The organism is Leptolyngbya sp. FACHB-36 (assembly GCF_014695955.1).
Classification (GTDB): domain Bacteria; phylum Cyanobacteriota; class Cyanobacteriia; order Leptolyngbyales; family Leptolyngbyaceae; genus FACHB-36.
Map to the genome: position 1 here is coordinate 35,687 of NZ_JACJPG010000189.1, position 20,296 is coordinate 55,982.

The 20,296-nt window shown below is 51.7% G+C and carries 15 protein-coding genes; 10 read left to right on the forward strand and 5 right to left on the reverse strand.

Annotation, left to right across the window (positions count from 1 at the left end; all coding sequences use genetic code 11):
- Positions 1-40 precede the first annotated feature (40 nt).
- From H6F43_RS03835 to H6F43_RS03845, 3 genes are all read left to right on the forward strand, one after another.
- Positions 41-6,532 carry an SNF2-related protein gene (locus tag H6F43_RS03835; protein ID WP_190340827.1) on the forward strand — a complete coding sequence of 2,164 codons (6,492 nt, stop codon included), beginning with the start codon at positions 41-43 and terminating at the stop codon, positions 6,530-6,532.
- Positions 6,507-6,911 (forward strand): hypothetical protein, encoded by a 405-nt coding sequence (locus H6F43_RS03840; RefSeq protein ID WP_190340829.1) that lies wholly within the window; start codon positions 6,507-6,509, stop codon positions 6,909-6,911. Before H6F43_RS03835 ends, H6F43_RS03840 begins: the two co-directional genes overlap by 26 nt.
- 416 nt (positions 6,912-7,327) lie before the next feature.
- Entirely contained in the window at positions 7,328-8,635 is a 1,308-nt protein-coding gene (locus H6F43_RS03845) for a M12 family metallo-peptidase (RefSeq protein ID WP_190340831.1), read from the forward strand.
- 96 nt (positions 8,636-8,731) lie between these two features.
- Here H6F43_RS03845 and H6F43_RS03850 read toward each other — a convergent pair whose 3' ends face one another.
- Entirely contained in the window at positions 8,732-9,253 is a 522-nt protein-coding gene (locus tag H6F43_RS03850; protein ID WP_190340833.1) for a hypothetical protein, read from the reverse strand.
- A gap of 206 nt (positions 9,254-9,459) precedes the next feature.
- On the opposite strand from H6F43_RS03850, the gene H6F43_RS03855 reads away from it, so the two are divergent.
- The 4 genes from H6F43_RS03855 to H6F43_RS03870 all read left to right on the forward strand — a co-directional run bounded on the left by H6F43_RS03855 (position 9,460) and on the right by H6F43_RS03870 (position 14,733).
- Positions 9,460-9,756, forward strand: a complete 297-nt coding sequence (locus H6F43_RS03855) for a transposase family protein (RefSeq protein ID WP_190340835.1) — start codon at positions 9,460-9,462, stop codon at positions 9,754-9,756.
- 94 nt (positions 9,757-9,850) lie between these two features.
- The gene (locus H6F43_RS03860; RefSeq protein WP_190340837.1) at positions 9,851-10,093 is read left to right on the forward strand and encodes a hypothetical protein; all 243 of its coding nucleotides are present in this window, start codon (positions 9,851-9,853) and stop codon (positions 10,091-10,093) included.
- On the forward strand, positions 10,083-11,036 hold the full coding sequence (locus tag H6F43_RS03865; protein ID WP_190340839.1) for a hypothetical protein: 954 nt from the start codon (positions 10,083-10,085) through the stop codon (positions 11,034-11,036). Before H6F43_RS03860 ends, H6F43_RS03865 begins: the two co-directional genes overlap by 11 nt.
- 433 nt (positions 11,037-11,469) lie before the next feature.
- A complete protein-coding gene (locus H6F43_RS03870) occupies positions 11,470-14,733 on the forward strand; it encodes an ELWxxDGT repeat protein (RefSeq protein WP_190340841.1) in 3,264 nt (1,087 codons plus the stop codon).
- A 282-nt stretch (positions 14,734-15,015) separates the two neighbouring features.
- On the opposite strand, the gene H6F43_RS03875 is transcribed toward H6F43_RS03870, so the two are convergent.
- Complete coding sequence (locus H6F43_RS03875; protein ID WP_206754536.1) at positions 15,016-15,729, reverse strand: hypothetical protein; 714 nt, start codon at positions 15,727-15,729, stop codon at positions 15,016-15,018.
- Here H6F43_RS03875 and H6F43_RS03880 point away from each other — a divergent pair.
- The gene (locus H6F43_RS03880) at positions 15,710-15,898 is read left to right on the forward strand and encodes a hypothetical protein (RefSeq protein WP_190340845.1); all 189 of its coding nucleotides are present in this window, start codon (positions 15,710-15,712) and stop codon (positions 15,896-15,898) included. The two genes, H6F43_RS03875 and H6F43_RS03880, sit on opposite strands and share 20 nt — an antisense overlap.
- 94 nt (positions 15,899-15,992) lie before the next feature.
- On the opposite strand, the gene H6F43_RS03885 is transcribed toward H6F43_RS03880, so the two are convergent.
- The 3 genes from H6F43_RS03885 to H6F43_RS03895 all read right to left on the reverse strand — a co-directional run bounded on the left by H6F43_RS03885 (position 15,993) and on the right by H6F43_RS03895 (position 18,483).
- Positions 15,993-16,445, reverse strand: coding sequence for a GNAT family N-acetyltransferase (locus H6F43_RS03885; protein ID WP_190340847.1), 453 nt, complete (start codon positions 16,443-16,445; stop codon positions 15,993-15,995).
- A 348-nt stretch (positions 16,446-16,793) separates the two neighbouring features.
- Positions 16,794-17,297, reverse strand: coding sequence for a GNAT family N-acetyltransferase (locus H6F43_RS03890; RefSeq protein ID WP_190340848.1), 504 nt, complete (start codon positions 17,295-17,297; stop codon positions 16,794-16,796).
- 235 nt (positions 17,298-17,532) lie between these two features.
- Positions 17,533-18,483, reverse strand: a complete 951-nt coding sequence (locus tag H6F43_RS03895) for a DUF4365 domain-containing protein (protein ID WP_190340850.1) — start codon at positions 18,481-18,483, stop codon at positions 17,533-17,535.
- Between the two features lie 159 nt (positions 18,484-18,642).
- Here H6F43_RS03895 and H6F43_RS03900 point away from each other — a divergent pair, with 159 nt between their 5' ends.
- Together H6F43_RS03900 and H6F43_RS03905 are read left to right on the forward strand one after the other, a co-directional pair.
- A complete protein-coding gene (locus H6F43_RS03900) occupies positions 18,643-18,885 on the forward strand; it encodes a hypothetical protein (protein ID WP_190340852.1) in 243 nt (80 codons plus the stop codon).
- A gap of 157 nt (positions 18,886-19,042) precedes the next feature.
- Positions 19,043-20,296 (forward strand): hypothetical protein, encoded by a 1,254-nt coding sequence (locus H6F43_RS03905; protein WP_190340854.1) that lies wholly within the window; start codon positions 19,043-19,045, stop codon positions 20,294-20,296.

Genomic DNA, 20,296 nt, shown 5'->3' on the forward strand with positions numbered 1-20,296 from the left:
CGGGAGGTCGGATTTCTTTTTACCTATATACCTGCCTGCTATGCAGTACGTCATTGGAACCACGTCCTATCGGGTTGTCGAATCTGCGGGGCAGTTACTGCTACGAAAAGATGTAGGGCAATTCAACCTGTTTGGTGGCGTTGATCTGATTCTTCCCAAGGGGCGGAAAAGGAAAGGATCTACAGGACATCAGTTGCCCTTATTCGACACAAGTCCGGTCACACTGAAACCGAAAACGCCGAAGGCACCCAAAGCGCTGAAACCGAAGGGAAGCCGGAAGGGAGAGCGTAAAACCGTCAACGGCATAACCTACGAACTAAACGAGAATTCTCGCTGGGCCAAGGTGAAGATGGAACCGGTGCGATCGGCAGTGGTAGACAAGCCAATCGCGCCAGTGGCAGTCGAACCAGTTCCTGTAGAACCGACCGCGCCAGAACCGACGATCAAGGTAGACAGCCCCGAAATTCCGGACCCAATTCCTCCAGAACCGACCACGCCAGAACCAACTGCGGCGGACATCACTCAAACTGAACCGGAGGAGACGGAGGTGCTAGAGGCTCTCACTAAGGAGCCGATCGCTGAGCAGATCAAAACTTTCGCAGAACCTCCGCTCGGAACTAACGCTGATTACACCGCTGTCAAGGGACGCAAGACGCGGCAGAAGCGCAATCAGCAAGTGAAGAATTTGCTAGCGCAAAAACAGTCTGGCTTTACTGAATTAGAACTGCAACTGCTGGCGAGCTATTCCGGTCGGGGCGGAATTGGCACCGACGACGTATCGCTGAACGAATACTACACGAGATCGGATGTCGCAGAGTTCGCCGTTGATCTTTTGTATCGGCACGGGTTTCAGGGCGGGACGCTTCTAGAACCCTCCTGCGGGGCGGGCGTGTTTCTGCGGCATGGCAGCAGGGAGGGTGTGAAAGTGATTGGGGTAGAGGCGGATGAAACCTCGTCGCAGATTGCAGCGGCAGTCAATCCTGATGCCGATGTTGTCAGTGATCGCTTTGAGCGGTTCTGTCTAGACAATGCGGATACCGGGGTCGATGCGATCGTTGGTAACGTGCCGTTTGGCGTCCGTCTAACCACTAGCGATTTCAAAGCCAACGGATTCAAGCCGCAGTGGAAAGCGAACGAGGATCTGTTCGTCGATGCCAGCCTCGATATGCTGTTGCCTGAGGGCATGATGGCGCTAATCGTGCCTCATGGCGTGGTCAGTGGCGCGGATCACATGAGCCTGCGTCAGGAGTTGGTCAAGAAAGGTCGTGTGGTTGGTGCGTATCGCTTGCCCGAGTCAGCGTTCAAGCATTCCGATACCAGTGTGATCACAGATCTACTGCTAGTACAGAAGCACCCGACTAGCGTTCTTAACGCGATCGTGGCAGGTGATGAGGCAGCGATTGCGGCGACTGCTGACTCTACCTTTGTTGGCGGTGGTTATTTCGACGCTAATCCTCAGAATGTGTTGGGGACCGTTGGCACTCGGCAACGGGGGACTCGTGCTGCACTCAGCGTCAAGGGTGATCTGAGTGCGGAAATCCTCAACAGTGCACCGGAACTCGCTCCTACCGTTGCTTACGAGGGACTGGAAACGCCTCGGCGCGATCGAGTTCTGCAACCGGGAGATGAGCGATTCATCAACGGGACGCGCTATCGACTGAACGAGAATCACCGCTGGGAACGGGTAGACGACCTTACCGCAGATCATCAGGCAGAGGCAGAACAGTCCTACGATCCATCCGCCTTCGGCACTGATTCTCTGGCAGAAGCGGAAGCCAATCTAGAGGACATTGGCAAACGGGTGTTGATAGCACCAGATGCACTGACGTACTACCTGGAACTGGCAAAAAATTCGCTTGATTCTTCAGAAGTGGATGGAATCAAAGCGGCTCTGTCCGCACTAAACGCGGCAGGTGGCTCCGCCGATCGCGAGAAGATTGCTCATGCCGTTCTACTGGCACATCACCTTCAGGACCTGCAACAGGTAGACAATCCTGACCCGCTCGACCTGCAACGGGGACTTGCACTGCTGCAAGACTATCGGGAACGCTACGGCAATCCGGCAACTGACAAGGCGTTATCTGCGATCGCGCTTCAGCATTCGGCGCTGTTGGTCTTGCAGGGTGCCTTCAGTGACGACGGCAAGATTTCTGACTACTTTGCTGAACCTGAAAAAGTTGCAGAGGTAATTGATCGCACCGCACAAGAATCTCCCCTTGCTGCCATGAACGAAGCGTTCCGCGCCTCTGGTGGCGAGCCTGTGGGCTTGGAGGAGATCAAAGGCTATTTCCCTCAGGCCATAACTGACGAGGATCTGGCGGCAGCGCTGCTGAACGACCCGACGATCGGCTACTCCAACGGCACCTATCAACCCCTAAACCGCTTGCTGGTGGGTAACGGGTACGAGGTGATTGCTCAATTTGCGGACGAAGCTGAGGTTCTACCCGAGCGGAGCCCAGCACGCCGCAAACTGGAATTGCAGATTGCTGAGGTGCGATCGCGACTGGAGCCACGATCGCTAGAGAACATGACTACGCCGTTGTGGGCGGTCGGTAGCTGGATTTCGGTTGAGGCGTTCAACGCCTTCATGAAAGAGCGTGATTACGCAGAAGTCAGGCTGACTGACAAAGGATTTGTTGCCGCAAAAGGCGATCGCGGCTACCTGACCTCATTTGAGCAAGATGTCGTCACGGCAATGAACCGGGGCAGAATCAGCCACGGCTCTAAGACTAAGGAGGCGAAAGAAGCGATCGCGGCGTTTGAGCAAGAGTTTGCGGCATGGTTGGCAGGTAGCAGTTATCGGCTAGACGTTGAAGAGGCTTACAACTCGGCGTTTAACGGCGAGCTGCTTCAGGAGTACAGCGGTGAACCGTTAGGGGATGTGCTGAACTGTCTCAACGCTGACAAGCTGCACCACTACCAAGCCTCGACGATTCGCCAGATGGCAGAACAGGGGCGGGGGATTATTTCGCTGGGGGTCGGGTTGGGCAAAACAGCCTCCGCGATCGTCTTGTCTCAGTACCTCAAACAGCGGGGTCAAGCTCAGAAGCCGTGCGTCGTGGTTCCGAAGTCGGTGCTGGCGAACTGGGTGCGAGAGGTAGGGTTTTGGGCGTCAGGGGCGAACGTCCTTGTCGTGGGGCAGACGCAGCAGTTCTGGGCGGATGGCTCGCCCGCGTGGGAGGTGCCGGGGCACGCTTTTAAGATGCGCGGCGGTAATCCCGTCAAAGATGCGGACGGGAACTTCCTCCTGAGTCGCACCGATGACCCTGACAAAACCCCGATCGCGATGTCGGAGGCGGAGGTTGCCAAAGTCGGTAATTTTGCGTTCCGAGACGATGACGCAGCAACCAAAGAACGCAAGCTCCAGCAGCTCTCGCAGAACGCCTGTGACCTAGTGATTATGTCTGAACCCGTGTTTCAGGGGATTGGACTGACGCCCGATCGCGAGTTTGAGGAAATGCAAGAGTTGATGGGGCGGCACATCAACGACGAGTCAAGCGCCAACAAGAAAAAGCTCTATGAGCTTCAGCAGCGTAAAGAAGCGAAGCTGGCAGACCTCGCCAGTCGTCGGGGTGAAAAGACTGAAAACATGACATGGGAGTCCCTCGGCGTGGACTGCCTGATGCATGACGAGGCACATCACCTGAAAAACCTCTTCGGCACGGTTCGGACAGGTGACGTTGCCTTTCTGTCACAGGCAGAATCGAACCGCGCTCTGGACTTCTACTACAAGTCCAAATTCACCCGCGAGAACAACAATAACCAGAACGTTTATCTACTGACAGCGACGCCTACAACCAACAATCCGCTAGAAGCGTTCAACATGCTGTCGCACGTTTGCCCAGAAGAGTTCGATCGGCGGGGCATCCAAAACGTAGATGACTTCCTCCAGATGTTCGGCAAGACTGAAACCGTCACGGTTCCGGGCGTTGATCTGGAAATGACTCAGAAAAACGGCTTGGTTGGATTCAAGAACTTGAAAGACCTGCGGAAGCTGTTTGGCAAGTATTGTCGGATGCAGTCGGCGCGGGATGTCGGACTCCCGATCCCAGAAGAAAAGGCGCAGGACGTGTTTGTCGAGATGACCGCAGCCCAAAAACAGGTGTACGACGGACTGCGGCAGCGGGCAAAGGAGATGATCAAGCCCGGAGTTCAGAGCGACGATCACATTTTCTCAGTGATCAGCGACATGGATAAGGCGGCGATCGACCTCGAATACTACAACGCCACTCGCTCTGACTATGGCGAGGAAGCGGAGATACCAGAGGCAGAGAAATCCCCCAAAATTCAATCTGCCGTCGATCGGGTAATGGCATCCCGTGCGGGCAGCCGCGGCAAGCAGATTGTGTTCTGCGACGCGAATCAGCTACACGAGACTCTGAAGCAGCAGTTGGTCGCAGCGGGTTATCCAGAATCTGAGATTCAAATTGTCAACGCTAAAACCGTCTCGAAGTCGTCCGATCGCCAAAAGGTGTCGCAGGCATACAACGACGGGCGGATCTCGCTGGTGATTGGCAACACGGCAACAATGGGTGAGGGCATGAACTTCCAGGTGGGAACCACGGATATTCACCACCTGACCACGCCTTGGACTCCATCGGCGATCGAGCAGCGCAACGGGCGCGGTGTCCGGCAGGGCAACAAGCTTGATGAGGTGAACGTTCACTACTATCACGCCAATGCTTCATTCGATCACTACCGTAAGGGCACCGTAGAGCGGAAGCGCGGCTGGATTGATGAACTCTGGAAAGGAACTGAAGACGAAGTTGTGAACCAGAACACGGGCGGACTGTCAATGGATGAAATTGCGATCGCGCTGGCAGACGACCCTGAAGCCACTCGGAAAGCAATGCTCTCCAATCGAGAAGCGCAAATGGCGAAACTGCGTGAGGTCCAAACGAAGCAGTCGTTAAGGCAATTTGGACAACTGCAAACGATGCGGCAGGCGTTGAATCGCATGGGACCTGATAAAAAATCAACCCCTGCCGGTGCGGAACTGCAAGAGCGGATGCGCCAGTCTGCGGCGGCGCTGAATCGCAATGAGTTCTTTCCCTACAAACACCTGCTCGACGGCGCTGAGCCCGCTTACGTGGGTGCAGATGGCACCGTGATTGCTTCCGGTCATCACCTAGAGATGCGCGATGGATCTGTCGTCAAGGTGACTGGAGTGGATGTTGCGTCACAGAAAATCATGGGTGTTCCCGTGATGGGACCCAACCACCGACCGTTCAACTTTGATCAGGATTCACCCGTAGAGGTTGGATTCAAGCAAATTAATAGGGCATCAGGACTTTCCGCCAAGCCAACCTCGTTCAATCAGGAGGAGCGCGATCGGGCGTTTGTGGCAGCCGCAAATCGCTACGAGCACCTAAAACACCTGACGCCAGAACTAATCGACGCCAATCGAACCCAACTGCTGCGCCAGATGCGTGAAGATGGCGCGTACGATCGAGTGCCATATATCGATGAGGCGGGCGACACAAAGCTAGACTATCTGGCAAAGATACCGGAGTCCGCACAGGTCCTGTTTCCTCACGATGGCGGTGCGGTCGATCGCGTGATTCGGGCAATGGCTACCGACGATCGCGCAAGCTATCGATTCAACTCCGTACTTGAAGCTATGACTGGGCGAAAGTTCTATGGCGACTTAGAACCGGAGGTGAGAGCGAAGATTCAGCAGTACAGGTCAGAAGCGCCAGAGGCGAAGGAGGGCGATCGGAAGACAGAGGGTGGAGTCACCTACGAACTACAAGACAGTCGCTGGCGTCGGGTTGATGAGATGACAGTAGAGACGGTAGAGCCCGTTGCACCTCCTACTCCGGCGGCAGCCGAACCAGAGATTGTTGAGCCGGAGACTCCTGTACCGGCCTCAGCAGTACCTGCCCCAGTATCAGGAGGTGTGCCGTTTGAACCGGGGTCGCACATGGACAGCTACTATCAGCAGTTAGTGGCACGTCCAGCAGTCAAAGGACTTGTGGAGCGATTCAAGGCGCGCGGACTTACAGCAGGTGAGCTTGATGAATTCCATAGCGACATGCTGCGTGATCGCATCACAAACGCTGTCGAGCTGCTACGACATGCAGGCACCCCAGTCCAGGATCAACTAATCGAGGCACTGATGGGAAAAGGTCAAACACCCTCATCTCAAACAGCGCCTGAAACGCCCGCAACGACTGAAGCCACCGAAATAGATCAGGCTAAACTACAGCAGGCACGACATGCAAAGCGCAACGTTGATCTGCATGTTGTTTCGCTAAAGGAGCGGGTTTCTCGCGATCGCTACAGAGAACTGGAGCAGCGGGCAAAATCAATGGGCGGCTGGTATTCCTCCTACAGTAAATTGGGCGCAATCCCCGGTTTTCAGTTTGAGTCCGAGGATGCTGCGAAACAATTCATGAACTCGCTCACAAAGTCGGTGTATCAAATTAACGATGCCCGCTATACGCCGATCGTCCTTCCGTCGGGATTGCCTGGGTTTAGCCGATCTTTAGAACTGGAATTTACCTATGCTGTACGACGCCGACGAGCTTGAACAACGCGCCGCTGAAGCTTTAAAGGGGCGTACGCCTGAAGAGTTTCTCACGCTGGGAACTGAAAGACTGACCAACTGGCTGCGGCGTAACCCCCGATCGTGGATGGCGTTCGGTCCCTACTGGGCAGTGATGCAGTCGTTGCTTCAAACCTATCAACCTGACTATGTGCCTGCGGCAACCTGGAATGATGGAAACCCTGCGCCCGACTTCCTCAGTCGCTACAACTACAACAACGATTTGCTGAACTGGGTAGCAGGAATGAGCTATCTGAATCGGGAAGGAGATGTTTTCTCCGACCCTGAGCAGCCCCACTCAATTCAATTACCTGACGACTCGCAAGCGCTGTACATCCCGACGATCGGGCTAATCGAAAGCTAATGTTACGTCAGTTCGGGATAAGAAATCGCCAGAAGTCCTGGTCTTCCATGACTTGCTGCCATGTGCCAAATCAGGCTCTTGTCAATAAGTCTCGCAGTTGAGAATATTCTTAAGAGTAGGTTTTCTTGAGAAAAGCTTACTAGCTGGTTGCTTGGCTCAAGCTAGTTAAAGTAGGGGGTTAAGCCGAAAGCTTAACCCGAACTCACATCAATAGCTGATGATTTCGCCGGGAAAACGATGACGGGAGTACATGGACAAGCGGATGCGAGCAGCGTTGAAGCAGTACAATATCCTGGTTAACCTGACACTATCCTCATTACTCATTGCTCTTTCGGTGCTACACATTACGTACTTACAACCTACAGCCAGAGAGCTTTTTTACCGAAACTTCTCAGACGTCCTCTGAGCTACATCATATGAATTATTCTCTGAACCGCTTTTTTCTTACGCTGTTCTTCATCCTTGTATTATTTCTTGCTCAAGGAAGTGTTCCGGCTCAAGCTCAAGTGCAACAAGAACCGTTCCCAAACTTATTCTCATTCGTTGCAGAAGAGAATCTATTATCAAATGAGCAAACTACTCGACTCAAGAGCTATCAGTCTGATCCAACAGCGGCAGCAATTAGCGTTGTTCGGATAGAAGTTGATTTGCTAAGAACAGAAGAGCGAGCTAATCTTAACCTTGCAAAGAATCTAGATGTGCCACTCGACACAATTCACATTGAAGAGCGCACTCCACAAAGTTATAGCTGGTTCGGTCGTAATTCGGCTACTGAAGAGCGAGCCATCCTAACTATTCAAGATAATGTAATCATAGGTGCAATTGATACTAACAGACAAGCATATGAGATTCGTCCGCTCGGCGATGACTTACACGTGTTAATTCAAATCAATGAGGCTGCCCTACCAGAAGATCATCCTCCAGACTTCCAAAAGATAGAGAATCAGTTAAATCAGGAATCTGTCCTGGAACAGTCTCAGGAGGTTTCGGAGGATGCTGAAAGGCGTGATGATGGCTCAATTATTACTGTATTAGTTGCCTACACTCATACAGCAAAAGACCAAACGCAACGGAACAATATTCCCATTGATCAACTCGTCCAAAATTCAGTAGATCTTGCTAATGAGAGTTATGGCAGTAGCGAAATTACTCCACGTTTGCAGCTAATTCATACTTATGAAACCTCCTACACTGAGGTTAACGATCTTGACACGGACCTAGAAAACTTCGCAGATCCAAAGAACAAAAGGAACACCAATAGCAATAGAGAGGTTAAGCGGCTTCGTGATCAATATGCAGCAGATGTTGTAATTCTACTAATTCGCGGTGACGGCGGCTTTTGTGGACTAGCGTGGATTAATGCAGTTAATGAAAAAGCCTTTGGAGTCGTTCGCCAAGATTGTGCAGCCAGAGGTGGGCAATACTCATTTGCCCATGAGGTAGGACATATTCAGGGTGCTCGGCACAACATTGAGGAGGACCCTAAAGATGTTCCATATCGCTATGGACATGGATATTGCTATCCTCCGGGAGGATGGCGAACAATCATGTCCTACGATAACTGTGGATCATCTACAAGCCGAAAACTCTTTTGGTCAAATCCTAATCAACGCTATCCCAATAACGGGGGAGCACCTAGAGGAACAGCAACAAGGCAGAATAATACCAGAGTTCTCAACCAAACAGCATCTAAAGTAGCCAATTTTCGGTCGTCTCAACAATAGCGCTAGATTCTAGCGCACTCTAAACTTCTCAATTACCAAAACTTAGGAAGAACCAAAATAATTTGAGACTCGACACCTTTGTTTAAAGTTCTGCTATCAAGGGCACTTATACCAAGTTGCCCTTTCATACCGCACATTGACATGTTGAATCTGGTCAAATAAGTTGGCTGGAAACGCGAATGAAGCATCACTAAACGATAAACCATCGTCACTACAGGCTATTGAAAGAGACCTTTCACTAGAGCTCAGAACCTGGTTATTCTTATCAAGTAGTGAGAAAGTCATAGGTTTAGCCCGCACCGTCCATCCTAGCGACGCTACTGCGCTAGTAAAAACTGCTTTACCCAGCAAAGTTCCATTCTTTTGATAGGTCATAATTGTAGCCTTTAAACCTTCTACCTGTCCAAATGGAGTCTGATTCGGTCCATAGAAGACGTAAGGATTTGGCTTCAAATTCCATGTACGAGAAGAAATTACCGTATCTTCTTGAACGTTAAGCAAAATGCTGAGTAGCCCTTGCGCTTTTTGATCGGTTAGTGAAAGGCTTTCTTGAGTAGGGTCATCTGAAAGTAATTGATCTTCAATATAAGCTTCTTCCATTTCCGTTTGCATTTCCATTGTTCAACTTTTTTGCTACATCATGTGTAATGATAGCTAGGAAAGCTTTAATTTAAGTTATAGCTTCATTAAGCGTAAAAAATTTTAGTCAATTGACTTAAGACGACAACCGAATTTGTTGCCGCTATCGGGTGTATCCCAGGGTCAATTCAATGTGGCAGTAGAAAATGTAGGATAGCCGTCACTCTGTCGTCCTAGCCGTATCGATGTCTATCACGTTAATTGAAGCCCTACAGCAAGTCAAAGACTTTCGCGCCAAGCGAGAACAACGGTATTCACTCTGGGTCATCCTGTTGCTGGTGGTATTGGGCACCCTCAATGGCTGTAGCAGCTATCAATCGTTGGAGGAGTTTGCCCAACGGCATTATCAAGCTTTAGTGGATTACTTGCAGTTGTCTTGCAAACGCTTGCCCTCGGATAGCACCGTGCGACGGGCACTCATGGGTGTAGTGGCGGCAGCGCGGCGGCGTTTCTGCGCGTTAACCAGGCATACCAGCGCATGATGAAAAAACTGCACCCCAACGGATTGCAAAAAGCGGTTTATCGGGATCAAATCTACTCGGTTGTTGAGTCGCCGTTTGGCTGGGTGGTCGTCCGTTGAGTCAAAAAGATTTGTTTAGAATGCTGGCAGAATCGCGCCTGCGGCAGAAGGATTGCTCCGCTATTCGATCGCGATCGCTCGAAAAGATTCCCCAGACTCAAGACGCCCTGCTGCGGGAAATTGAGCAGTTGCGCGATCGGATTCGAGCGGCGGGAGTTGGGCAGGATTCCCTTGCAGAAAAGCGTTATATAAAACTGCTAGAAGCGAAGCGGATATTGGATCAGAGCCATGCAAGTTGAAGACCTGTCTCTAGAAAACTACGCTCACCTGTTTCGGTGGTCAGGAGCGCTGCTGTATGGAGAGGAGCAGGCTCCGCAGGTTGCACCGCTTGCCGATGGCGTTAAGGAGCGCAGCCTAGAAGATTGGCAGTATCAATCCTTCCGCTCCGCGCCTTTTCCCGATCGCAAACTTTTCCCACAACCCACTCCCTCAATCAGCGCCACAAAACGCCGACAGCAGCTAGGACTAGGGAATACAGTCATTCCCTCCTACGATCGCTATGGCTCTAATCCTCAGGGGTTTGACAATCCCATAGCGCTAGACGATCCGATCGCCGCTCCTCAGCGAGCAAATCTAGCAGCGGCGTTTGACTTGCAGCAGGTCAGATTGGTTGAAAATCCACTCGTCGAGCGCTGGAATCTCCGCACCTTTACAGCAGATTTTGTAGGGGCTCCTAAGCCAAACAAGGCAGCGTACTGGAAGGGCGTCCACATCGCGATCGACGCCTTTAGTCATGCCACTCTCCAGTTCTCACTGCTGTCGCTTGAGATGGTCAAGTTACTGAAGCGGCGGGGATCAGTTCAAACCATCTACGCTCACGCGCAGGTTCGTCACACCTCAGCAGAGATTGCACGCATCCTCGATCGTTTGAGTCGGCAAGATTTTTCCAATCATTGGAAATCAACAGACGCTCAGCTATCCTTCATTCGACAGCAGCAGAAAGCTTGGGCAGAACGCGGCAGGCTGGCTGTGCTGGCTCCTGACGGGTCGCTCGACGAACTGCTGACGCTGGTCAACATGGCAACCGCGATCGTCGGCATTCATCAGTTAGAGCAGGCAGCGTCTGAGTGTTATAGCGTGCTGCGGGGGATGGATGCTGTAATCCAGGAACTGTCGCGGGTTGTAAGCAATCCCCGGTCTAAAGACACGGGGCTTTCAACAGCCCTGAAGAGTCATAGCTGAGCGAACAACTAAGCACCTTCGGACCTTCAGGCAGGGTTACAAATCTGCCCCATAACTCAATCACTTTGGAACCATTTTCATCCGCATCTCCATGACTTGTGCGGGAAGGTTATCAAGTGGAGCCGTTTGTTAGCCATGTGGTTAGCGAAGAAGCATCCTTCCTTCGGCAAAAAGGCGTTACTGCTGAGATGATGCGGTCGTGGATTCAGCGAATAGCTCTCCATAGCCATTTCAGCTTTGCAATAGTTGTGTGGACGATCGTGCAATTACCGAAATTGCCCGAAGCGTGACGAGTTTCCGTAGCTCCACGGTGCAGCAGCGGTCGAGTCCGTCATTACGCTGAAAGTAACGAATTGTACCAATTGATTCGTCGCTAGTCGTGTATTCAGCCTCAGTTCGGCTCCTCCGTTTCCTTGCACTCAGAGCTTCTCCTATGGATTTCCCAACGGCATCAACCCTTAATACTTCGCTGCAGCTTGATTCTGTCCGTGCTCCCTTCACTCCGACAAGTCCGCTGGAGCGGCTGAGTGGGCGATCGTCGTCGCTGCTATTCATTGATTCGAGCGTCAGCGATTATCAAAGCCTGGTAGCGGGGGTACAGCCGGGAACCGAGGTGCAGGTGCTCGATGCATCACAGGATGCGGTGACGCAGATTACGCGATCGCTGCTGGGTCGCAGTGAGATTTCTAGCGTGCAGATTGTGTCGCACGGGGCGGTTGGAGCGTTACAGCTGGGGTCGGGCTGGCTGGATTGGCAAAACTTGCGGAGCTACGCGGGTGAGTTGCAAGCGTGGTCAGGTGCGCTGACGGAAGATGCGGATATTCTGCTGTATGGCTGCAACGTGGGGCAGGGTGAAGTCGGTCAGGCGTTTGTGCAGCAGTTGACGCAGTTAACGGGTGCAGATGTTGCGGCGTCAGATGATGTGACGGGTAGCGCGGCGCTGGGCGGCGATTGGAATTTGGAAGTGCAGACGGGGGCGATCGAGTCCAATCTGTTCTTCCAACCGAACCATTTAGCAACTTACGGTTCTGTTTTGGATGCCACGCTGATCAAAGATATAAACCCTGGCTCTGCTGATTCAGAGCCAGACAGTTTGATCGATGTCAACGGGACGCTCTACTTCAGAGCCTATGACGGCATTAACGGTACTGAACTGTGGAAGAGTGATGGTACCGCTGCTGGAACCACGCTCGTCAAAGACATCAATCCTGGCAGTGGGGGTTCTTTTCCAAGCAACTTAACCAACGTCAATGGGACGCTCTACTTTACAGCCCGTGACAGCATCAACGGTTATGAACTGTGGAAGAGTAATGGCACCGCTGCTGGAACCACGCTCGTCAAAGACATCAATCCTGGCTTTGATACTTCTGACCCATTCTACTTAACCAACGTCAATGGGACGCTCTACTTCAGAGCCTATGACGGTATCAACGGTTATGAACTGTGGAAGAGTGATGGCACCGCTGCTGGAACCACGCTCGTCAAAGACATCAATCCTGGCTTTAATACTTCTGACCCACTCTACTTAACCAACGTCAATGGGACGCTCTACTTCGTAGCCAATGACGGCATCAACGGTTATGAACTGTGGAAGAGTGATGGCACCGCTGCTGGAACCACGCTCGTCAAAGACATCAATCCTGGCTTTGATACTTCTGACCCATTCTACTTAACCAACGTCAATGGGACGCTCTACTTCAGAGCCAATGACGGCATCAACGGTTATGAACTGTGGAAGAGTGATGGCACCGCTGCTGGAACCACGCTGGTCAAGGACATCAATCCTAGCAGTGAGTTTTCTTTTCCAACTAACTTAACTAATGTTAACGGGACGCTCTACTTCCAAGCCGATGACGGCACTAACGGCGTTGAACTGTGGAAGAGTGATGGCACCGCTGCTGGAACCACGCTGATCAAAGACATCAATCCTGGCAGCGGAGTTTCTTATCCAGTCAACTTGACTAATGTTAACGGGACACTCTACTTCGTAGCCCAGGACGGCATCAACGGTTATGAACTGTGGAAGAGTGATGGCACCGCTGCTGGAACCACGCTGGTCAAGGACATCAACTTCGGCTCTGCTTATTCCAGCCCATTCTATTTAACTAACGTTAACGGGACGCTCTACTTTTCAGCCTATGACGGCATCAACGGTTATGAACTGTGGAAGAGTGATGGCACCGCTGCTGGAACCACGCTGGTCAAAGCCGCCGATCCCGGTTCTGCTTATTCGTCTCCATACGCCTTGACCAACGTCAAGGGAAAACTCTACTTCATAGCCCATAACAGCATGATTGGCTATGAACTGTGGAAAGCAGAATCCTTCTCAGCTAACGACCCCAACACCGCCCCAGTCCTCAACACCACCGGTAATCCTCTGCTAAATCCCGTCTTCAAAGGCAGCAGCAACCCAGTCGGCACCCTTGTCTCCGACCTGATCGCCCGCCTCGGTGGGGCAGGCATCACTGACACTGACGCCAACGCTCAAACAGGCATCGCCATTACTGCACTCGACAGTACCAAGGGCATCTGGGAATTTTCCATCAACGGTGGCACCACTTGGACTAGCTTCGATGTCCCAGGAGGCAGTGTCTCTAATACCGCTGCTCGGCTGCTTGCCCCCACCGCTCTCATCCGCTTCATTCCCAACGCCAACTTCCAAGGCACCCTCAGCAACGGCATCATCTTCCGCGCTTGGGACCAAACCAGCGGCACCAACGGCGGCACCGCCGACACCAGCACCAACGGCGGCAATACTGCCTTTAGCACCGCCACTGAAACCGCCAGCCTCACCGTCACCACCGGACCCACCGGACCCGACTTCAACGGCGACGGCAAAGCCGACCTGCTCTGGCGCGATCACACCACTGGAGCCGTTGCCGTGTGGCTGATGAACGACAGCGCTGTTCAGTCTGGGGCCGTGGTTGAAACCGTCGATTCGTCCTGGCAAATCGACGGCACCGCCGACTTCGATGGCGATGGCAAAACCGACATCCTCTGGTTCAATCGCATCACCGGTGAGGGCGTCATCTGGCAAATGAACGGCACCGTCAGGAGCGGTTACAGCCTGCTACCGACCGTCTCGCCCGAGTGGCACGTCGAAGCGACCGCCGACTTTGACCGCGACGGCAGGACGGACATCCTCTGGCAAAACTACACCAGTGGCGACACCCTGATTTGGAAGATGGACCACATGCGCTACGACTCCTACGCCGCCCTGCCCACAGCAGGGTCTGGCTGGCGCATTCAAGCCGTGGCAGATTTTGACCAGGACGGCATGACAGATATTCTTTGGCGCAGCCAGCAGAGCGGCGACTTGGTGATTTGGACGCTGAATCGCATGAGCTACCACACGTATGCGCTCTTGCCCCACGTGGGAGTCAACTGGCAGATTGAGGGTGCGGCCGACTTTGATGCCGATGGCAAAACCGATATTCTTTGGAAGGATACCGTGACCGGAAGCACCTTGATTTGGAGGATGAACGGCACCAGCTACAACAGCTATGCCAGCCTGTTGCAGGTGCCGCCGAGTTGGGAAATTGAGGGACTTGCCGACTTGAATGGCGACGGCAAGACCGAGATTGTTTGGCGCAACTATGAGTCTGGGGAGGTGGCGTTGTGGAAGCTGAACGGCACGACGATCGCTCAAGCTCCTTCTGTTGGAACGGTTGGCTTAGAGTGGGAAATCATCCTCTAAGACGGAATCCGGCTATAGAGTAACGCTATAGAATGGGACAAGGAGGGCTTGAGCAGCAGAGGTTGCTTGCATAACCGCTGACCCCGGCTCCTCAAGGATGAACGTAAACAAGTGAGCAATGTCAACCTCGGTCATTGGCAGTCGAGCTGCTCACTTGACTCTGATTGCTCATCCTGTGCTGCCTTCCGCTACAATCTGTCCCATTTTGTGGGTATCTATCTGAAGTCAGCTCTGCATCTCCCTAATGTTATGTTGCAAAGTTAGAAGGGATACCAAACTCCGTCAAGGAGTAAAGCCATCGTCATAAAACTGCCCCTGCTTCAAGGTGAGCAGCGATCGCCACGCCTGAGGATCGAGCGGTCCCCTTGGCTCGTTCTGCTTCATCCATGCCGCGTCGTCGAGTCCGGGGATACGGTACCGAATGATTCGACCTGCCTCTACTCGGAGTTCTCGCAGGTATAGGTCCTCGGGGCTAACGGGATGGGATGCGTGAATCAGCGTATCGACTTGGTAGCGCTTGCCGTCTGGTGAGTCAAGGACAGTGATTGACGAGGCGTGATGACCGAATCCATAGATTAGTGTAGAGCCTGTGGCATCTGCCGTGATCAAAGGTGTAATTACCTGTCGTCTTAGCATCTCCTTTGCCTGCTGCCACGATCGGCGGGCAGCGCGTTCCGCCTCCCGATTTTCGCTAGCAATCCAGTCAGATTGGAACTGCAGATCAATCTCTAGCAGTTGAAGTTGCTGTGCCTGAGTAAGATCAATGGTGCGATCAATTCGCTCCGGTGGAGCGGGAGTGAGGACGTGGGGAGGCGGCGGAGTGGAGCGCTCCAACGAGCGAGAGATCATCCGATCTACCACATCCAGCGATACCCGCAAATTGAAGTGGTCTAACAGAAAGCAGTCCCGACCAAATACCGCTTGAAACTGTTCAGCGGTTATCAAAGCGTCATGCAGTGACTTGTGAGGAATAACAATGAAATTAGAAGCAGACATTGACGTGTTGCGGCAGCGGGTACAAGAGATGCTGAATCCCCCTGATTCTGCCATGACGACAGACGATCGAGTCCGGTTGGAGATCCTGCGATATACGCGATCAATGCTGGAGGAAAGGGATCTAGGTTGTCATATCCTCAGGGCGATCGCATCTAAAACATCTAGCTAACGACCACGTTCACCCGCCGCAAATAACCTATCGAACTCAGCAAAAAGACTCTCTACGGTCGGTGTGCCACGGAATTGTTCTGCCGCTGGACAATTCACGGTTTCCAGCAATACTCGATGTTGGGCTGCCCATTGACCGGGTTGACTCCGACTGCTCCTGCAATAAAACCGTGTTTTTCATAAAAGCGACACGCCTGCTTGTTTTGCTGAAGAGTTGTCAGCTTTAATCCGCTTGAGGATAAGGTTTTCGCGTGATTCAGCAATGCAGCTCCAACTCCGCGACCCTGCATCTCCACCTCCACAAAAATCTGGGCAATAACGCGATCGCTCACAACTACAAAACCAACCACTCGATCTTGGATTGTAGCAACCCATGTATCGCCCTGCTTTGAGTAGTCGTTTTGAAATCGGGATCTCCATTGATCGAACGGCTGAGGATGAATCAAGGTTGGAAAAGCATGGCTCCAACTCTGATACCACAGGGCTACCACATTGTCGAGATCTGCATCAGTGTAGGGGCGAATGGTGAGCATTGCTGGCTCTTTCACTTTGTTCTCAACGCCTAAAAGTTCAATTCTGCTATCACGGCAGATTAATTCTGAGTTCCAAGCAATGAACTGGACGGACTACCCCACCCATCACTCCTAAATACTGGACCTCTGAACACCCACAAACAATTTCTAAACTACTGCCAACATGACTGAACGCAGCGGCAGAACGACCAAGTTGAGCGGCGAGTGACCAACGTGAAACGAAGAAGGCTTTGTTCGCCGCTCCAACGCAGTGTTAGGTTGCTCTTCACCCGGCTGTTCCAAATACCCTATCCCTCTTGACTGCTATATTGCTGTGCTTAAATACACCCTGAAATTTCTTGATTTCGTGGTGCCCCCTGATCTTTACAAGGCACGTTCGATCATGATTTCGTCCACATATCTCCCGTTGATCTTTGCATGTCTTTGCGCCGTTCCAATGATCCGAAAACCTTGGCTGAGATAGGTTGCTAATGCTGCTGTATTATCTGCACGGACATATGCAAATAGCTTCTCGTATCCCTTGCAACGAGCGGCTTCAAACGTAGCGTTGAACAGACTTCTACCAATACCTTGTCGCCGACATAAGAGAGATACATAAGTTCCAATTACTCCTACATGGTCGAAGGCAGAAGTATTATAGGTAGCAAATGGTTCTATATTTTGAAATCCTACGATTTCTTGTTTGTGGCGACAAACAGCTACATGAAATATGCCACGTTGAGGAAAATGCAAAATAAACTCTCGTTCAGCTTCTACAGAGAACGGGGTAGTTAGTACTGTATATGCTCCAACTTCAATGATCGGGTTTAGTATGGCTAAAATCGCTTCAGCGTCATCGAGTTGAGCGTCTCGAATTAGCAGATCCACTCAATCACCTCCTGCATTAAGGAAGCTTCCTTCGTCAGGAAACATGCTCAACCAAAAATCCTAAACCTTACCAATACCTCCCTGGAACAAGATATTATCGATGTCCTGAAAATCCCGTCTCCACCAACAATGCAACCTAACGGCCGCGCTCACCGGACGCAGATAACCTCTGTAACTCAACCAACTATGTTGAAACGTTCCGGTGCAGCGCGATTGTTAGGTGTCATCACTACCATCACATATATCCTCGTATTTCCTCGATTGTCCAGTAAATATCTCTGTTTAGCTGAATCAGTTCTCCCAGAGAAGCCAAAAGTTCGGCATGATTTTCACGAGTGCGAGATTTTTCAAATTCACTTACTGCGCTGTCAACTCTAAGCCAAACATCCTTACAACTACCTGCACCAAACTCAAAGGTAAAAATGTCGATGTTACTGTCTGCTGGCCAAAGTCGGGCAGAGCCGGGAGTATAATCAAGTTCACCTAAAAGACCCTCACTTTTTTGTCTAAGGCTTACTACGACTTCAAGCGTTTCATCTTGCAGTCGGGTAGTCATTGAAACCATACGTTGCTGCAAGCGGTATGCAACATTCATTGTATCTGCAATGCTCATTAACTCATGTACAAGTCCACTTGGATGCGCGGGATCGTCGAGTGGGACAGGTGCCCGTTGAATATCAAATTGTTCTATGAGAGTTTCTATGCCTTCTGGTAAACGGGCATCAAGAAGTTTCCGCATCCCTTTTGGCATGTCATTTATATCCAACCCAAACTGGTTAGACATATCAACAGAAATTGAAACTGTCTTTTGTTTTCCCCATGAAGAGCTTTTTGCCAACTGCTCCCGTGGATATGCCCAATAGAAGCTATTTCTACTGAGATCAACTACGACTAGAAATGTAGCTGACGGTTGGATTAACCAGTAGTTGACTGTTGTCACTTTCACAGCAATTGAGAAATTCTTACCTTCTCGCTTAACTTCGTTAGTGCCTTTACATTGAATATTGAATATTTGACCAGTTGGGTAACCGTCTTGATCAACAAGCTCGCAATAAAAATCAATTCCTAGATCCCTTGATTGAGGAATTGGTACTACATTTGAAAATCGTGAAAGGATTGCGCTAAGTAAATCCGCTGCAACATCGCCTGCAGCCTGTGACTCTGTACGTTTTGGCAATCTTTCCATTCAATGATGTCCCACAAGAAGCCAACAGATGAACACTAAATCTGACACCTAACAACTTATTGTACGGACAAAATTCTTGATAACATTCCAATTAGAACATTATCGAGAAATTTTTCCGGGTATTCACCCCCTGCGGGACATTATCAAGAATTTTTTCTCATGATAGCCCTGCTACAAGACATTAATGAGAAAACCTCCGTATTTTTTCGGATCGCCCTGAGTAAACGATCGCCTCCGATGCTGCCGAGCAGGTCGCCCTCTGATGTAGTGAAATTGATCGCGCTAGCTGCAACAGCGGCATCCCTCACTTTTGATGCGTTTGCCCTGGTCACATTCTCCATTTGGTTGACGATTTTTCGCACAACGGGTAAATTGGTATTAGGACTGCCTAACCCTGACTAAGGGAGGTCCGCAGAATTTAACAGCGACCCAGCTATCTCTGTCTGTCGAGGATAGCCAAGAAAAGGGAGACAGGAACCCTCGCTCTCAAAAGCGGGGGTTCCGCTTATAGATTTGCCCGTGAAACACGACAGGCGACCCGAAAGGGTTGCCTTTTTTAATGTCTCGAACTTTTCACCTCCCTTCGACCCTTAGAAAATTTGTCGAGGCGACTCCCGATCGCTGGAGTGTTGGTGGCGTTGCCTCCGGTTCACTCCGAGATTTGGACGGGGAAGCGATCGCGCCTGACGCAGTGCGTGCTGCCATTCCTGGATTTATGGCGACTCGTGGACCGGACGGGATTGAAGGGGGTCCGCTGCGACTGCACCACGACTTCTGGCAGCGATTTCTCAAACAGGCGATCGAGTCGCTATATCTGCCCATCGAGCAGCAGATGGAACTGGTTGCTGCAATCTCACTGCCCCTCGGTCGCGTTACGGAGATGTGGGTAGACGGCAAGACTGGGACGACTCACTGGCGCGGCGTCCTGAGTCAGGCAAACCCGATCGCTCGAGTCATCTGGCAGATGCTCCGAGAGAACCTGATTTCTCTGGGCGTGTCGCTGGGGGGAAAGGTGCTTGATGCCCGTCCGCACGCACGCGACTCGAACGGACGACCCTGCACCTTAATTACTCAAATCCGATTAGACGAACTCAGCGTTACTGATTCGCCTGCCTATCGTCTAACTCACGGTGGCGATACCGGGGCATACATTGCAGCGCTAGCGAAGTCGGTTCAATCCTCGATAGGAGCTTCCATGAGCGTTGAGCATTTTTTACGCAAGGCGATCAGCTCGGTGCCTGACAGGGTAATACCGGGAACTGGGATGAGTCGTCCGCTGATGCCTCGGACCCCAAAACCCAACGGCAAAGTTCCTGTCCGGTTGGACGCCAGCGAAACGAAGACGGGATTGGGTCGCAAGGTGGAAGTCCCAGATAAGCCCAAGGCGAAGGGGAACGAGCCTGCTACGGATGTTTGGGGGATGACGATCGCGGGGTTTACGCGATCTCTGATCAAATGCGCTCAGATGCAAAGTGCGGAAGAGTGGGGCCATCCCGAAACCCTGAAATTGCTCACCGATGGGGCATGGGGACTAACCACCGTCACGCCTGATCCTCCGCCTGCGCTGGTCAACCTCGTTCGTTTCTTGCAGTATCTATCGCGGTTCGCTCAAAACCTTTCAACGATGGACAGTTACCAACAGAAAGGGACGCTAGCGGAGATGGGACCGGAACTGCAAAAAGCGTTGGACGATTTCCAGGCAAACATGCCACCTGACCTGATGAAACAGGCGTTCCGTCCGCCTGGGACAAACCCGATCGACCGTCTCGATATCGCAATCCCTCAGCAGTACCACCTCTACAACTCCCGCTAA

Bases quoted from the DNA above. Each gene is read 5' to 3' on its own strand.
- H6F43_RS03835 (WP_190340827.1), top strand. From the start codon at position 41: ATGCAGTACGTCATTGGAACCACGTCCTATCGGGTTGTCGAATCTGCG.
- H6F43_RS03840 (WP_190340829.1), top strand. From the start codon at position 6,507: ATGCTGTACGACGCCGACGAGCTTGAACAACGCGCCGCTGAAGCTTTA.
- H6F43_RS03845 (WP_190340831.1), top strand. From the start codon at position 7,328: ATGAATTATTCTCTGAACCGCTTTTTTCTTACGCTGTTCTTCATCCTT.
- H6F43_RS03850 (WP_190340833.1), bottom strand. From the start codon at position 9,253: ATGGAAATGCAAACGGAAATGGAAGAAGCTTATATTGAAGATCAATTA.
- H6F43_RS03855 (WP_190340835.1), top strand. From the start codon at position 9,460: ATGTCTATCACGTTAATTGAAGCCCTACAGCAAGTCAAAGACTTTCGC.
- H6F43_RS03865 (WP_190340839.1), top strand. From the start codon at position 10,083: ATGCAAGTTGAAGACCTGTCTCTAGAAAACTACGCTCACCTGTTTCGG.
- H6F43_RS03870 (WP_190340841.1), top strand. From the start codon at position 11,470: ATGGATTTCCCAACGGCATCAACCCTTAATACTTCGCTGCAGCTTGAT.
- H6F43_RS03880 (WP_190340845.1), top strand. From the start codon at position 15,710: ATGAAATTAGAAGCAGACATTGACGTGTTGCGGCAGCGGGTACAAGAG.
- H6F43_RS03875 (WP_206754536.1), bottom strand. From the start codon at position 15,729: ATGTCTGCTTCTAATTTCATTGTTATTCCTCACAAGTCACTGCATGAC.
- H6F43_RS03895 (WP_190340850.1), bottom strand. From the start codon at position 18,483: ATGGAAAGATTGCCAAAACGTACAGAGTCACAGGCTGCAGGCGATGTT.
- H6F43_RS03900 (WP_190340852.1), top strand. From the start codon at position 18,643: ATGATAGCCCTGCTACAAGACATTAATGAGAAAACCTCCGTATTTTTT.
- H6F43_RS03905 (WP_190340854.1), top strand. From the start codon at position 19,043: ATGTCTCGAACTTTTCACCTCCCTTCGACCCTTAGAAAATTTGTCGAG.